At 53.5% G+C, this 12492-nt stretch carries 15 protein-coding genes; 11 read left to right on the forward strand and 4 right to left on the reverse strand.

Features of this window, described 5'->3' with window-relative positions; all coding sequences use genetic code 11:
• The first annotated feature begins 77 nt into the window (after positions 1–77).
• The 6 genes from B3K78_RS06220 to B3K78_RS06245 all read left to right on the forward strand — a co-directional run bounded on the left by B3K78_RS06220 (position 78) and on the right by B3K78_RS06245 (position 4014).
• Entirely contained in the window at positions 78–437 is a 360-nt protein-coding gene (locus tag B3K78_RS06220) for a hypothetical protein (RefSeq protein WP_286694754.1), read from the forward strand.
• A 1040-nt stretch (positions 438–1477) separates the two neighbouring features.
• Positions 1478–1681, forward strand: a complete 204-nt coding sequence (locus B3K78_RS06225; RefSeq protein WP_286694755.1) for a hypothetical protein — start codon at positions 1478–1480, stop codon at positions 1679–1681.
• Between the two features lie 159 nt (positions 1682–1840).
• A complete protein-coding gene (locus tag B3K78_RS06230) occupies positions 1841–2251 on the forward strand; it encodes a VOC family protein (RefSeq protein ID WP_286694756.1) in 411 nt (136 codons plus the stop codon).
• A gap of 647 nt (positions 2252–2898) precedes the next feature.
• Positions 2899–3279: a DUF4345 family protein gene (locus B3K78_RS06235; RefSeq protein WP_204996899.1), complete on the forward strand. Its 381-nt coding sequence runs from the start codon at positions 2899–2901 to the stop codon at positions 3277–3279.
• A gap of 47 nt (positions 3280–3326) precedes the next feature.
• On the forward strand, positions 3327–3635 hold the full coding sequence (locus B3K78_RS06240) for a DUF1330 domain-containing protein (RefSeq protein ID WP_204996900.1): 309 nt from the start codon (positions 3327–3329) through the stop codon (positions 3633–3635).
• A gap of 40 nt (positions 3636–3675) precedes the next feature.
• Complete coding sequence (locus B3K78_RS06245; RefSeq protein ID WP_286694757.1) at positions 3676–4014, forward strand: DUF2834 domain-containing protein; 339 nt, start codon at positions 3676–3678, stop codon at positions 4012–4014.
• A gap of 39 nt (positions 4015–4053) precedes the next feature.
• Here B3K78_RS06245 and B3K78_RS06250 read toward each other — a convergent pair whose 3' ends face one another.
• On the reverse strand, positions 4054–4554 hold the full coding sequence (locus tag B3K78_RS06250; protein WP_286694758.1) for a lactoylglutathione lyase family protein: 501 nt from the start codon (positions 4552–4554) through the stop codon (positions 4054–4056).
• Between the two features lie 108 nt (positions 4555–4662).
• Between B3K78_RS06250 and B3K78_RS06255 the strand changes: the two genes are divergently transcribed.
• Positions 4663–5520 carry a LysR family transcriptional regulator gene (locus B3K78_RS06255; protein WP_286694759.1) on the forward strand — a complete coding sequence of 286 codons (858 nt, stop codon included), beginning with the start codon at positions 4663–4665 and terminating at the stop codon, positions 5518–5520.
• A gap of 71 nt (positions 5521–5591) precedes the next feature.
• The gene (locus B3K78_RS06260) at positions 5592–6035 is read left to right on the forward strand and encodes an SRPBCC domain-containing protein (RefSeq protein WP_286694760.1); all 444 of its coding nucleotides are present in this window, start codon (positions 5592–5594) and stop codon (positions 6033–6035) included.
• A 42-nt stretch (positions 6036–6077) separates the two neighbouring features.
• On the opposite strand, the gene B3K78_RS06265 is transcribed toward B3K78_RS06260, so the two are convergent.
• On the reverse strand, positions 6078–7142 hold the full coding sequence (locus tag B3K78_RS06265; protein WP_286694761.1) for an SDR family oxidoreductase: 1065 nt from the start codon (positions 7140–7142) through the stop codon (positions 6078–6080).
• An 81-nt stretch (positions 7143–7223) separates the two neighbouring features.
• On the opposite strand from B3K78_RS06265, the gene B3K78_RS06270 reads away from it, so the two are divergent.
• Positions 7224–7589 (forward strand): MerR family transcriptional regulator, encoded by a 366-nt coding sequence (locus B3K78_RS06270; RefSeq protein WP_204996906.1) that lies wholly within the window; start codon positions 7224–7226, stop codon positions 7587–7589.
• Here the strand turns inward: B3K78_RS06270 and B3K78_RS06275 are convergent.
• On the reverse strand, positions 7586–8626 hold the full coding sequence (locus B3K78_RS06275; protein WP_286694762.1) for an AraC family transcriptional regulator: 1041 nt from the start codon (positions 8624–8626) through the stop codon (positions 7586–7588). The genes B3K78_RS06270 and B3K78_RS06275 overlap by 4 nt on opposite strands.
• Before the next feature lie 129 nt (positions 8627–8755).
• Between B3K78_RS06275 and B3K78_RS06280 the strand changes: the two genes are divergently transcribed.
• The gene (locus B3K78_RS06280) at positions 8756–10411 is read left to right on the forward strand and encodes an AMP-binding protein (RefSeq protein WP_286694763.1); all 1656 of its coding nucleotides are present in this window, start codon (positions 8756–8758) and stop codon (positions 10409–10411) included.
• A gap of 4 nt (positions 10412–10415) precedes the next feature.
• Here B3K78_RS06280 and B3K78_RS06285 read toward each other — a convergent pair whose 3' ends face one another.
• Positions 10416–11438, reverse strand: a complete 1023-nt coding sequence (locus B3K78_RS06285) for an SAM-dependent methyltransferase (RefSeq protein ID WP_286694764.1) — start codon at positions 11436–11438, stop codon at positions 10416–10418.
• A gap of 162 nt (positions 11439–11600) precedes the next feature.
• Here B3K78_RS06285 and B3K78_RS06290 point away from each other — a divergent pair, with 162 nt between their 5' ends.
• Positions 11601–12476, forward strand: a complete 876-nt coding sequence (locus tag B3K78_RS06290) for an alpha/beta fold hydrolase (protein ID WP_204996910.1) — start codon at positions 11601–11603, stop codon at positions 12474–12476.
• Positions 12477–12492 lie beyond the last annotated feature (16 nt).

Consider the following 12492-nt stretch of genomic DNA (forward strand, 5'->3'; position numbering starts at 1 on the left):
TAAGGCAGCGCGACGTAAAAACCTCCGCTTCGCTCCAGTTTTTTCGCGCTTGCTTACGGCGTAATGAGCCCAGGGCAATGAAATACCTCATACACATATTTTTATTTTTAGTATCAAATTTTGTTCTCGCCGCCGATTATTATGAAGTTAAATCGGAGGAAATTGAGGCGAAATGGGAAAAGGTGTCTAAAGAAAGATACGTATTTGAGGATATGTTTTACTCAAAGGTATTTGTCCCCAATGAAGGAACCTACTGGCTAGTTAAACCTAGACTAAAAGGTGTTTATCCTGCACTGTGGCGGCGTTGGGTAATAGATACAAAAAATGGCCAAAAATTACAAATGGAAGGGTGGTATGCAGGTGATGAGAAAGAATTTCTTAAGTTCTTTGGTGCAGATCTAGCGCCTAACGACCCTCCAACCAAGAAAGGCTCATAACAAATTGGTGAAATGGATTTATTTAAGCTGTCACCTTTTTTTGAAAAAAAGCCGCCAACTAAAATAAACGCATTTACCAAGGCGTTACGCATCAAGAGGAAAATCTGAGTGTTAAGGGTCGTTTATTTATTTCCAATTTTGGCAACGCTTAGTGGATGTGCTCCGGCCGAATATAAGAAGGCTGATTTTGGCATTTATGGAGGCAGAACGGGCTACCTAGATAAGCGAGTAGCAGCAAATACTTACATCGTCGAATATTCTCAAATCGGGGGCTACAATTACAGCCTGGAAACCAATAAAGTTTACTGGGAGCAGAGAGCAAGGGAACTATGCCCAGATGGCTACGATGGATCATATGAAATTATTAGTCCAGCAAATGCAAGGCTTGAGGAATTCATACGTCCCCAGAGGTTCTGTAGCCAGTATCCTTTGGTTTCTGGAGTAATTAAGTGCCATTGATGCGTAGCAAGCGCCTGTTGTCGCCCCTACGGGGCTGGGACTGTCGTTCCGCTGCGCCTCACGCCAGCCCCAAAGCCGAGCGTTATGTTTCAAGGAGAGTTCGTGAGGTATAACCTTACTATTATCTTTCTACTGGCATTCCCTTCAATGGGCGTGGGCTGGCAGTGCGAGTCAGAGGCAATAGGTACTAGGTTTAATGAAGGTGTTGAAGTAACTGTCCAAAATGCTGAAGTAAAGGGACAGGACCTTCGCTTCCTTACTATCGCTGTTCCAACAAAGATCGAGAACGTTGTTTTGTCGTCTGTCATGTTCGATCAAGCGAATGAACAAGGCCGGCTACTTACTGCTAATTTGTCACTAGAGTCTCAGGGGGCATTATCCCAAACACAGGTTCTAATTACGCCAGGCCAGCTTGATGTTTCAAGCTTCAGGGTGTCATACATAATTACTCCAGTTTACCCTGATGCCTGCCACTATACATACACAGTGCCAGCAAAACATAACAAGGCGCTCAAGGGGGACAAAGTTCTACGCACCTCGCCCCCTAGCTGAGCGTTAAATGTCCAGCAGGAAGTGGTTTCATGAATTCAGTTGTTCAGGATATAAGTAGCACCGTCTGCTGGCTTTGCGGTATAGCGGTAGCACCATTTGTGGTTGGCTATATTTTTATTGGAGTGCCTCTGAGAAAGAAAGGCATTCGCAAAAAGACGGTAGATACAGTTGCATCCTCTGTTACCGCAATCGGTGTAATTGGTGGTTATAGTGTCTATCGTTCGTTGACATGACAAGGAGCAGCAGTCGCCCGACAATAAAGCTGCTGGGCTGGGGTGCTCAAATTTAACCCCGACGTCATATGCATTGCCGCGATGGCGCTCCATTCCAAGTGACAAACCACTCCGTTAAGTGTAATTCAATAGCATCGCCTATGGGCGATAGGAGATTAAATGGACGTTAAGTGTATTGCAGGCTTTGCAGCAATAACGAAAGACCCGGCAGCGAGCGCGTCTTTGTATCAAGATGCTTTGGGTTTGCCATTGGAAGCGATGGATGACTATCGTTTTATGGACCGGTTTCCAGGCGCGAGCCACTTTGGGGTATGGCCGCTGGCGATGGCAGCGCAGTCCTGCTTTGGTCAGGATGAATGGCCGGCGGAGTTTGCGGAGCCTAGCTCAACCATAGAGTTTGAGCTGGTCGATGCAGCGGCGGTCGAGGCGGCCGTGTGTGAAATGAAGGAGAAAGGGCAGGCTTTTATTCATGAGGCGCGCACGGAGCCTTGGGGGCAGACAATTGCTCGCTTTATGAGTCCCGAGGGCGTGTTGATAGGGCTCAGTTATGCCCCTTGGCTTCACGAATAACTATTAGTCACCACTGCCCAGCGGGCGCTGGGGCAAGGGTGGGCCGCTTGGCTTTGCGAATCTTCGCGGACTGTCTACAGGCCGGGACATCGAACCCTCGGAACGTGCAACTATCTTTATCGAGCTTTGAAGCGTTTTTGACTGCGCAGCTTGAGTAACCATGAGGACCGGTTCTTTTCTGCGTCGTGGAATACGGCGATGGTGAAGAAAAACATCAGTAGAAGTATCACGTGAGCGGGTAAACTGATGCCAAAGTAGATGATACTGCCTACGTACATAGCGAAACTGAAGCTCCACATAGCGGCCAGGATCGTCATGATATAAAACCGGCTAACAGGGTCTGGTATGTGTCTTAGCGGATTTCTGCTTGAGTCAAAAATGTAGGTGTAACCGTCGTAAATGCGAAGCAGTAATTGTTTCATGGCGGATGCTCTTATTGTGATTTATGGTAAGAGCTTTACGGTTCGCGGTTGCCTTTGGATTCGAGCCCATCCGCGCGACGCACCGGCTTTAGGCAGCGTAGCCGGAGGCGTAGAGGTATCTAACGCTATTTTTCGTAAGGCTTGCACCACGCATATCGGATGACGGCTATCAGGCGAGAGCCTTTTTTTGTTAGCAGCGGTTCTACGACAGGAGTACTGATTACTATGAGCAAAGTCTTTGTACTTGCCACGGCCTTGATTTTCTTTGTATACGGCCTGCTGTTCTTTGCCATGCCACTAGAGACTTTTGGCTTTGTTGTTGATGGCTCGGTGACATCCAGTTCTGCGGTTATCGATTTGCGAGCGACCTACGGCGGCATGTCGGCAGCGGTGGGGGTGATCTTGTTGCTGCTGGCCAGCAACGTAAACACTCTGCGAGTTGCTGTGGTTAGCGTTTTTTTGTTGATGTTTGGCATGGCGTTTGGACGCTCTTTGGGCATATATCTTGATGGCGGTGCAAACGCTTATATGTACGGCTATCTCATTTTGGAGTTGGCAGCATGCGCAATTGCGCTGCTGTTAATGAGAATTGATGCAGGAAAATAGCGGCAGTTGTCCGCTGTTTACAGGCCATTAGCGATGTGGAGGAATCTATGAGCCACTATACATTTGCCACGCTAGCATTAACGGATTTTGCCTGGACAGAGCGTTACCAGGTTGAGGTGCCAAAGATCATTGAGCAGTACAACGGGAGGATATTGGCCCGCACAACGAATGTAGAGGTTGTTGAAGGTGACGCTCCGCAGCCGCACGTGGTGTTGTTAGTAGAGTTCCCTAGCCGGGAACACAGCGAACGCTTTTACAACAGCCCCGAATACAAGCCGTATTTACAGGCGAGACAAAGCGGGGCGAAGGCAAATCTATTCAGCTTTTCGGGCGAGGACACGATAGCAACGTCGTAATACACTGGCTCGCTAAAAATAGAAATAGTCAGGGGGCGTGATGTCAGAGTCTGTTTTCAGGGGGCTGCTGGTTTTGGCAGCGGTGTTTTTCACCGTGTTCTTCTCTGCGGTGGTTGTGCCGCCGTTGTTGGAAAACCCGGATATTATCGGCGCGTTCGCGGCGGGTTTTGTAAACCCATTTTCAACGGGCTACTCAACCGATGTATTGGTGTGTTGGGCGGTGTTGGCGGTCTGGGTGGTTTTTGAGGCCAGGCAATACGGCGTTCGGCATGGTTGGGTGTGTTTGCTTGTTGGCGTGGTGCCAGGTGTCGCGGTGGGATTTGCCGGGTATCTACTGCTGCGTGCCAGGCAGGTGAGGCAGCAGGCGAATGAAGCTTGACGCTTACCGATAGCCCCCGATAGCGGGGGCGAGCACGTGTTAATAGGCGCCTTCGCTGTAAATCAATTCATAGCTGTGGCTGTAAATTTCTAGAATATTGCCGAAGGGGTCTTCCATGTAGATCATCCGGTAGGGCTTTTCTCCGGGATAGTAATAGCGGGGTTTTTCCATACGTTTTTTGCCCCCGGCAGCGACGATACGTTCCGCGAGTTCCTCTACGTTCGGGTCTTGGACGCAAAAATGGAATACGCCGGTTTTCCAGTATTCAAAGTTATTGTCGGGGTTGCTTTGGTTATTGAATTGAAACAGCTCCACGCCAATGCGGTCGCCCGTTGACAGATGGGCAATGCGGAAGCTGCCCCAACCTGCGCCAAATACGTCTGTGCACATTTCTCCAATGGCGCTCTCGTCTTCCACAATCTCGGTCGGCGCCATAATCAAATACCAGCCCATCACTTCGGTGTAGAAGCTAACGGCCTCATCGAGATTGGGTACGGAAATGCCGATATGCGAAAAATTGCGTGGGTAAACCTGCTTCATCTTTCCTGCTCCTAGTGGTGAACAACGAGGGCAGATTACATAGTGAAAATAATAACGTAAAATTATCATTAGTCATTTGAATGATTAATAAATGTAATGATAAATGCAGTGTGGTTACGCAGTTTTTGCACGCTGGTTGACGTGGGCCATTTCACGCGCACGGCTCAGCAGCTGCATATGACGCAGTCCGGTGTTAGCCAGCATATTCGCAAGTTGGAAGAGCAGCTGGGAGTGGAATTGCTGGTGAGAGAGGGCAAGCAGTTTCGGTTATCGCCGGCAGGGGAGCGCCTTTATGCCGAGGCCCAGGGGATTTTACTGTCGCTGGCGAACTTGGAGCATGCGGTCAGTGAAGACCCGCCCTTCGAGGGGCGGGTTCGCGTGATGTCGCCGGGTAGTGTTGGCTTAAAGCTTTACCCCAAACTTTTGGCGCTGCAGCGCCAACACCCTAAGCTTATTATTGAGTATCGCTTTGCGCCCAACTCAGAAGTAGAGCAAGCACTTGCCGAGGCGAAGATTGATATCGGCCTTATGAGCGCCAGGCCGACCACTGCCGAACTGAGCGCCAGACCAGTGACTGAAGAGCCGTTATTGCTGGTCACGCCAGCCTCGCTTAAGAAACCGAATTGGCAGTCGCTGCTTGCCCTCGGTTTTATTGATCACCCCGATGGAAGCCATCACGCGAACTTACTGCTCGGCGCTAATTTTCCCGAGTTCCAGCACTGTGGTCAGTTTGAGCGAAGGGGGTTTTCTAATCAAATTGGCCTGATTTTAGAGCCGGTGAGTATGGGCCTGGGGTTTACTGTTTTACCAGCGTATGCGGTTGAAGCCTTCCATAACCAGAAGAAGATTCGCATTCACCGCCTTGCCCAGCCCGTCAGCGAACGTCTATACCTATGCGTGCCACGGCGTGGTGCACTGGCCCGCCGAACGGAAACGGTCATAGCGGAAGCGGAGCGCTGGCTGTAAAACGGCGATAACTATCTTATTGCGCTCTTGCCGTGCTGAAGGTGATGGCAATGGCGTTACGGAGGTTGCTTATGTTTCGGAAGATTTTCTATTCCACGCACATTGATATTAATGCTGATGCGGACGATGTGTTTGCAGTGATTGCCGATTTTGACGGCTACCACCGCTGGAATCCGTGGTTGATTCAGGCGCAGGGCCAGTGTCGCGAGGGCGAAATTGCCGACGTGACTGTTCGCTTGGGCGGCAAGACCATGAAAGTGAAACACAAGGTGCTGGAAGTGGTTCCCGGAAAACGTTTGCGCTGGTGCGATATGGGGTGGTTCACCCTGTTCGCTTACGGTGAGCGCAGCCGCTCGATAGAAGCGTTGCCCGGCGGAGGCGTGCGTTATAGAAATGAGCTGCCGATAACAGGGCCACTGCGCGCACTGGCCGATATGTTTACCGGTAAGGCAGTGCGCGAGGGCATGGCGGCCGAGAATCTCGCCTTGAAGCAGTTTGTTGAAGCCGCTGCTTGAGCGGCATCGTCAACGGCAACACGGCGTAGCGGGAAGGGCGTGTCAGCTCGCGGCAGGGGACAGCGCAGCCTGTTGAAGGTGGTGATAGAACTGCGCCGAGTGAGTAATCACTTGCGTGATATCCGGCGTTTTAATGCCCTGTTGCTGCATGAATTGCCGGGTGTCACGGGTATCGAAATGGGTGGTCTGGATAAAATTGAGTGCCTCTGGTGAGGTGTTCATTACCGTGGGCATGCCGGGAATGCGCAGCAGCCATGCCAGTAGGCGCAGGGGTAAGTGACGTTTAGGCGCAGTCATGTCGAGCGCCTGCGCGGCAATTGCCAGTGTGCCTTGTAAGTTTGGCGTATTGGCGTCCAGGGCCAGCAATCGCCCGGGGGCATTTTCGCTGATGGTGGCATGGGCAATCAGCGTTGCCAATACATCAACAGCGACCAGCGGCAGCCAATGTTCGGGGCTGCCCGGCACCATGGCCAGGCGCCCATGAGCGAGGTTATCCAGCAAATTAAATAGCGGCTGCTGAGCATCCAACATGCCGGTTAGGCTGTGGCCCGCAACAGTGGCTGGTTGCACTTCGACAAGATCCATATCGTTGGCTTGTGTAAAAGCGCGAACGCGGAACGCCGCTTCCAGCTTGCTGGCCTCGTAGGCGCCGGCGCGGCGGTATACCCTGCGCCAGTCGGTGCGCTCGGGACCGGTTGGGTGGATGCCGAGACGGCTTAGGTGTTGGTGATTTTCCAGCATAAAACCGCTGATAAAAACCAATCGGCACTGATGTTGCCGCGCCAGTTCGGCCGCCGCCAGGCTGCCGCCTACATTGCTGTTGTGGGCGATGTTGGGGGCTAACTTCCAGGCGAAGCGGGCGGCGAGATGGATGACGGCGTCTAGCGTGGGCAACGAGTCTTTAATTCCCAGGTTCGGCCGCTCCAGATCGCCGGCGACCGCCTGGATGTGGGCGCCGTTGCCACCCAGTGCATCGACCTGCTGGCGAAGTAGCGGCAGTTGTTGCTCGGGTTGGCGCAGCACCGCGATAAGGGTTTGGTTTTTCGATAATTCAGCGCAGACGTGGCGGCCAATAAAACCCGTGGCGCCGGTAATCAGTATGGTCATGGTATTGCTCCTCGCTTGACGGTGAAGCTACCCTAAGGTGTAGAGTGCACTCTAATGTCAAACCCTGTTGTGGAGAGGTAGATGCGAATAGCCGAGCTGGAGCAGCGCACCGGTGTTAGCCGCCATACACTGCGCTATTACGAGAAGGCGGGTCTGTTAAAAGAAGTGCAACGGCGCGGCAACAACTACCGCGACTATCCGGAAAAAGCCGTGGCACGGGTGGCAATGGTTCGCCAACTGAAGGAGCTGGGGTTCTCACTCGCCGAGATTTCCGATGTGCTGGACGCGCTGCGCAGTGACCGTATCGACTGTGAGCAGGGCGCGTTGTTGATGGCGGAGAAAAAAGCCGCGGTGGATGCCAAGATTCGCGAGCTAAAGCAGGTGAGTCGTATGCTCGACCGGGAGCAACAACGCTTACTCGCCAGCGCAGCGGCGGCCCGGGCTTAGTGGTCTTGCTTGCGGTAACTGAGCGGGCTGAGCCCCGTCCAGTGTTTGAAAGCGCGGGAAAAGGCTCCCGGTTCGGCAAAGCCCAGTTTCGTCGAAATATCGCTAACGCTGAGATTTTGCCGAGTGAGCATCACTATAGCCTGGTCGCGGCGCAGGTTGTCTTTAATTTTTTGGTAGGAGCTGCCCTCACTTTTTAACTTGCGACACAGGGTGTAGGAGGTCATATGCAGCTGCTCTGACACCCATTCCAAGTTGGGTAGGCGCGACTCTTCCTGAGCTTCGAGAAGCTGGCGTACGCGGGTGCTGAGGCTGTTGTCTTCGTCGGTCCAGATCAGCAGGTCGCGGGGGGAGCTCAGAACAAATTCATCGACCTCTTCCTTGCTGCGGCATACCGGCATGCTCAGGTAGTTTTTGCTGAAAAACAGGCTGTTTCGCTCACGCTCAAAGTGGCATTCGCAGGGAAAAATAAAACGGTACTCGTCAAAATGGGCGGGCAGGGCGTGTTTGAAATTGGCGTGGCTGAGGACGATTTTTCGGCCGATCATCCAGCCCACCAAGCGGTGCCAAACCAGTAGTAACCATTCAACCAGAAAGTTATCGGGGTCGAGTTCGGGGCGCAGGTGGTTGAGGCTCAGTTCCACTTCGTCGCCGCTGTGTCGCAACTCGATGCGGACATCATCGGAAAATAAACTGTAGGCGCGAATGCTCTGTCTGAGGACTTCCTCGAGGTTGTCGGCGTGAACGACCAGGGCGCTCATCAAGTGAAAGTGGCCGACCCGGCAGGGCAGCGTGCTGCGGCCCATAAACTCGTCATCAAGGACCTTCCAGCACAGTCTAAACAGGCGGATAAATTGGTCGGTAGGCACGCGGGCTTTAGGCTGGCGCACCAGCTGAGGGTCGATGCCGCGTTGTTGCAGCAGGACGTCGGTGTCCAGCCCCTGTTGTTCTAAACCCCACAGGATCGCGCGGGCATAGTGTGACGAAAAGGTGAGATTTTTCATCAAATGGCGGCCGTCCTGTGCTGCAAAACTTGTCAAATTATCTGCTGGAACATGTCATTCTGTTCGGGCGGTGCATTGCCTAAGCTGAGTTTTTTCTTCGCGGTCTAGCGCGTTGGCGCTAGCACACAATAGTTATAAAACACGCATTAACAAACGGGCAGGAACATGAACGCGAGCAATTATCAGGAATTCGCTAAAAACTTTTCCATGGAGCAAATAGTACAGAATTTTGTCGGTGATTTTAACGACGGTCTGAACGTTTGCGAGGAGATCTGTGACCGCTATGCCACCGACGAGAGTCGCGTGGCGCTGCGCTACGAGCGTGTTGACGGTCAGCCTGGGGAGATGACCTTTGCTGAGTTGCAGCGCCGATCCGCGCAGTTCGCCGGCTTTTTGCAGGCCCGCGGAATTGGCCGTGGCGATCGTATTGCCTGTTTGTTGCCGCGTACGCCTGAACTATTGATATGTGTGCTGGGTGCACTGCGTGCGGGTGCGGTTTATCAGCCTTTGTTTACCGCTTTCGGCTCCGGTGCAATTGAATATCGCCTGCAAACCGCGAAAACCAAGCTGATTGTTACCAATACCGAGCAGTGGCTGAAATTGCGCGAGGTTAAGGGCTTGCCGACATCGCTGTTATTGGCAGATGAAGGTGATGCGCTGGCCAGCGAAGCAGACTTTCTCTACTGGCCGGAAATTGAGCGCCAGAGCGAAGAGTTCGCGCCGGTTAAAATTTCGGCTGACGAGCCTTTCCTGCAGATGTTTACGTCGGGAACCTCCGGCAAGTCGAAGGGCGTAGCGGTGCCTGCCCGCGCACTGGCGGCATTTTGGATGTATATGCGCTACGCCGTCGGCCTGCGTGAGGACGACAATTTTTGGAATGTGGCCGACCCCGGCTGGGCTTACGGTTTGTATTACGCGGTGGTTGGCCCGCTGTTGCTGGGCTGCACCACACACTTTAACGAGGCCAGCTTTACGGCCGACAATACCTTTGAGTTTTTACGCAAATATAAGATCAGTAATTTGGCGGCGGCGCCCACTGCCTACCGCCTGTTAATGGCGAACGACAAGCTGTTGGCAGACTACCCTGAGATCGATCTGCGGGTGGCCAGCAGTGCCGGCGAGCCGCTAAATCCAGAGGTGATTAGCTGGGTAAAACGCGCCTTTGATTGCACGGTTTGTGACCACTACGGCCAGACGGAAACGGGCATGACGTCGGCCAATTTCCACGAGTTGTCCCACCCTCAGCACGAGGCTAGCATGGGCTACCAAATTCCCGGTTATCGACTCGTGGCACTGGACGAAAACTTCAATGAAGTGGCGCCGGGGCAGGCGGGCGAGCTGGCGATTGATATGGAAAATTCGCCGCTGTACTTCTTCCAGGGCTACACCTGGGATGAAAAACGCCCCTATCACGGCAAGTACTACCTAACGGGTGATGTGGTCATCAGCAACGGTGACGGGTCGCACGCTTACACCGGTCGCGATGATGACATTATTGCCTCAGCGGGTTACCGCATCGGCCCTGCCGAAGTGGAGAGCAGTCTGCTGGAGCACGAGGCGGTGGTAGAGAGCGGTGTTGTGGGTAAGCCCGATGCTAAGCGTAGCGCGATTGTGAAAGCCTATGTGGTGTTGGCTGAAGGTAGCACTGGCGACGACGCTCTGGTGGAAGCCTTGCAGCAACATGTGCGCAGCCGCCTGTCGACGCATTCCTACCCGCGTGAAATTGAATTTGTCGACGCCCTGCCGAAAACCTCCAGCGGCAAAATTCAGCGCTTTGTGCTGCGTCAACGCGCTGAGCAGGAGGCCCAACTCAGCGCCTAATGGCTCAGTCGGCTTGCTGCCCAGGGGTGAGCAAATAATGGCCTACCAGCCATTCATTGCCGCCCTGATAGGCGAACAACTCCGCGCAGGCCAGCATAAACATGCGCCAGCGCTGGAATTGAACGCGAGGGTTGGGTGCATCGGCGAGAATTTGCATTGCCCGCGGACGCTGCTGGTCTAACTTCTCTAGCCAGGCCTCCAACGTTTGCGCGTAATGCAGGCCGTTCACGCGCCAACTATCGGCGACACGCATATGCTCCGAGAAGTGCATAAGCGTGTCGAAGGCGGGCATCTGACCACCGGCGAAAAAGTTGTCGGTCATCCAGCCGCCATCAAAGGGGTAGTGCAGGTGGGCATGACAGAATATGTGCACAAACATCAGGCCCTCTGGCTCCAGCCAGCTTGCGACGTTTTTCAGCAGCTCGCGGTAGTTGCGCACATGCTCCAGCATTTCAATGCTAACAACCCGGTCGAAGCGCTGGTCGAGTGTTAAGTCGGCGACATTGCAGGTGATTACCTTCAAGTTATCCAGCGCACGCAGTCGCGCCTGAGCCTCGATGTATTCGCGCTGTCCGTGGGAATTGGATACCGCAGTAATATGGCTGCCGGGGTAGCGCTCGGCGGCCCACAAACAGAAACTCCCCCAGCCGCAGCCGAGCTCCAAAATACGCTGGCCACCGCGCAGTTGAGCGCGCTCGGCGTAAAGCTCAAGCATGGCTTCTTCAGCGTCGTCAATATTGTCGATACCATCGCCCCACCAGCAGCTTGAGTATTTCAAGCGACGGCCAAGCATCAATTCAAAGAGTGCAGCAGGCACCTCGTAATGCTGGTCGTTAGCGTCGTCGGTATTGATGGCAATTTCAGAGTGGCGCAGCGCTTCGCGAAATTCTCGACGACGCTGCTCGCTGGCATCGATGTCATCGCGGCCCTCTTGGGCCAGGCGGTCTTGAAGTTGGCGGCGGATGCCGCGGCGAATAAGGGGGTCAGGGATTAACCCGCGCTCAGCCAGTGAAATGGGATCTAGCATAGCGACGCTCCATTGGGTTTTAGGTTTATGGAAGTTGTACGGTAAAAGCGCCCGGCTGGATGTTAAAAGCGCCAAGTGACTAGTTTCATTTAGTCTTGCGTCCTATGATGGTCAGGGCCTCGGGTGGCAGCCCGCCCGGGGCTATTGGATAAGGAGAGAGTGATGATTCCCGATTTACATGGCCCGACGTCGCATATTTATATTTCCCAGCGCCTGAGGCTGCATTACGTGGACTGGGGCAACCCGGACGCGCCACCACTGATCTTGATTCACGGAGGCCAGGACCACTGCCGAAATTGGGATTGGATCGCCGAAGAGCTGCGCCACGACTGGCATATTATCGCGCCCGATTTGCGTGGCCACGGCGACAGTGCCTGGTCTCCCGATGGTCACTACAGCTTCGAAGCTTACGTGTGTGATATCGCGCAGCTGATTAATCAAAAGAAATTAGGCCCGGCGACCATTGTTGGCCATTCGATGGGGGGCAATATCGCCAGTCGTTACGCGTCTATTTATCCAGAGAACGTAAAGAAGCTGGTCAACATTGAAGGCATTTTGCCGAACAAAGATGAGACCGAAGTGTGCGATACCATGAGTTATCGCCAGAAAATGCGCGACTGGGTGAAAGTACGCCACGGCATGTCATCGCGCCTGCCGCGCCGCTACGCTAACCTCCACGACGCCTTTGAGCGTATGCACGAGGAAAACCCCCACCTCACCGAGGCGCAGGCTCGGCACCTGACCTGCCACGGCGCCAGCCAGAATGAAGACGGTACCTACAGCTGGAAGTTTGATAACTACACCCGCAAGCTGAACCGGCTGGAAAGTGGCGAAGAGGAACTGAAGGAAATTTTCACCAATATCGAATGCCCGACTTTCCTGGCTTGGGGAACAGAAACCTTTGTTGAAGACCCGGAAGAAAGCGGCCGTTTGGCCTACTTCAAAGATGCGATAATCAAACGCTACCCCGGCGCCAGCCACTGGGTACACCACGATAAGTTGGAAGACTTTCTGCGCGATTTGAAAGCCTTTATCTAAACCCTTGCTGCGGCGG

Source organism: Spongiibacter sp. UBA1325 (assembly GCF_002306875.1).
GTDB lineage: Bacteria > Pseudomonadota > Gammaproteobacteria > Pseudomonadales > Spongiibacteraceae > Spongiibacter > Spongiibacter marinus.

What these genes read in the sequence shown, in the direction of transcription:
- B3K78_RS06220 (WP_286694754.1), top strand. Translation starts at nt 78, where the DNA reads ATGAAATACCTCATACACATATTTTTATTTTTAGTATCAAATTTTGTT.
- B3K78_RS06225 (WP_286694755.1), top strand. Translation starts at nt 1,478, where the DNA reads ATGAATTCAGTTGTTCAGGATATAAGTAGCACCGTCTGCTGGCTTTGC.
- B3K78_RS06230 (WP_286694756.1), top strand. Translation starts at nt 1,841, where the DNA reads ATGGACGTTAAGTGTATTGCAGGCTTTGCAGCAATAACGAAAGACCCG.
- B3K78_RS06235 (WP_204996899.1), top strand. Translation starts at nt 2,899, where the DNA reads ATGAGCAAAGTCTTTGTACTTGCCACGGCCTTGATTTTCTTTGTATAC.
- B3K78_RS06240 (WP_204996900.1), top strand. Translation starts at nt 3,327, where the DNA reads ATGAGCCACTATACATTTGCCACGCTAGCATTAACGGATTTTGCCTGG.
- B3K78_RS06245 (WP_286694757.1), top strand. Translation starts at nt 3,676, where the DNA reads ATGTCAGAGTCTGTTTTCAGGGGGCTGCTGGTTTTGGCAGCGGTGTTT.
- B3K78_RS06250 (WP_286694758.1), bottom strand. Translation starts at nt 4,554, where the DNA reads ATGAAGCAGGTTTACCCACGCAATTTTTCGCATATCGGCATTTCCGTA.
- B3K78_RS06260 (WP_286694760.1), top strand. Translation starts at nt 5,592, where the DNA reads ATGTTTCGGAAGATTTTCTATTCCACGCACATTGATATTAATGCTGAT.
- B3K78_RS06265 (WP_286694761.1), bottom strand. Translation starts at nt 7,142, where the DNA reads ATGACCATACTGATTACCGGCGCCACGGGTTTTATTGGCCGCCACGTC.
- B3K78_RS06270 (WP_204996906.1), top strand. Translation starts at nt 7,224, where the DNA reads ATGCGAATAGCCGAGCTGGAGCAGCGCACCGGTGTTAGCCGCCATACA.
- B3K78_RS06280 (WP_286694763.1), top strand. Translation starts at nt 8,756, where the DNA reads ATGAACGCGAGCAATTATCAGGAATTCGCTAAAAACTTTTCCATGGAG.
- B3K78_RS06285 (WP_286694764.1), bottom strand. Translation starts at nt 11,438, where the DNA reads ATGCTAGATCCCATTTCACTGGCTGAGCGCGGGTTAATCCCTGACCCC.
- B3K78_RS06290 (WP_204996910.1), top strand. Translation starts at nt 11,601, where the DNA reads ATGATTCCCGATTTACATGGCCCGACGTCGCATATTTATATTTCCCAG.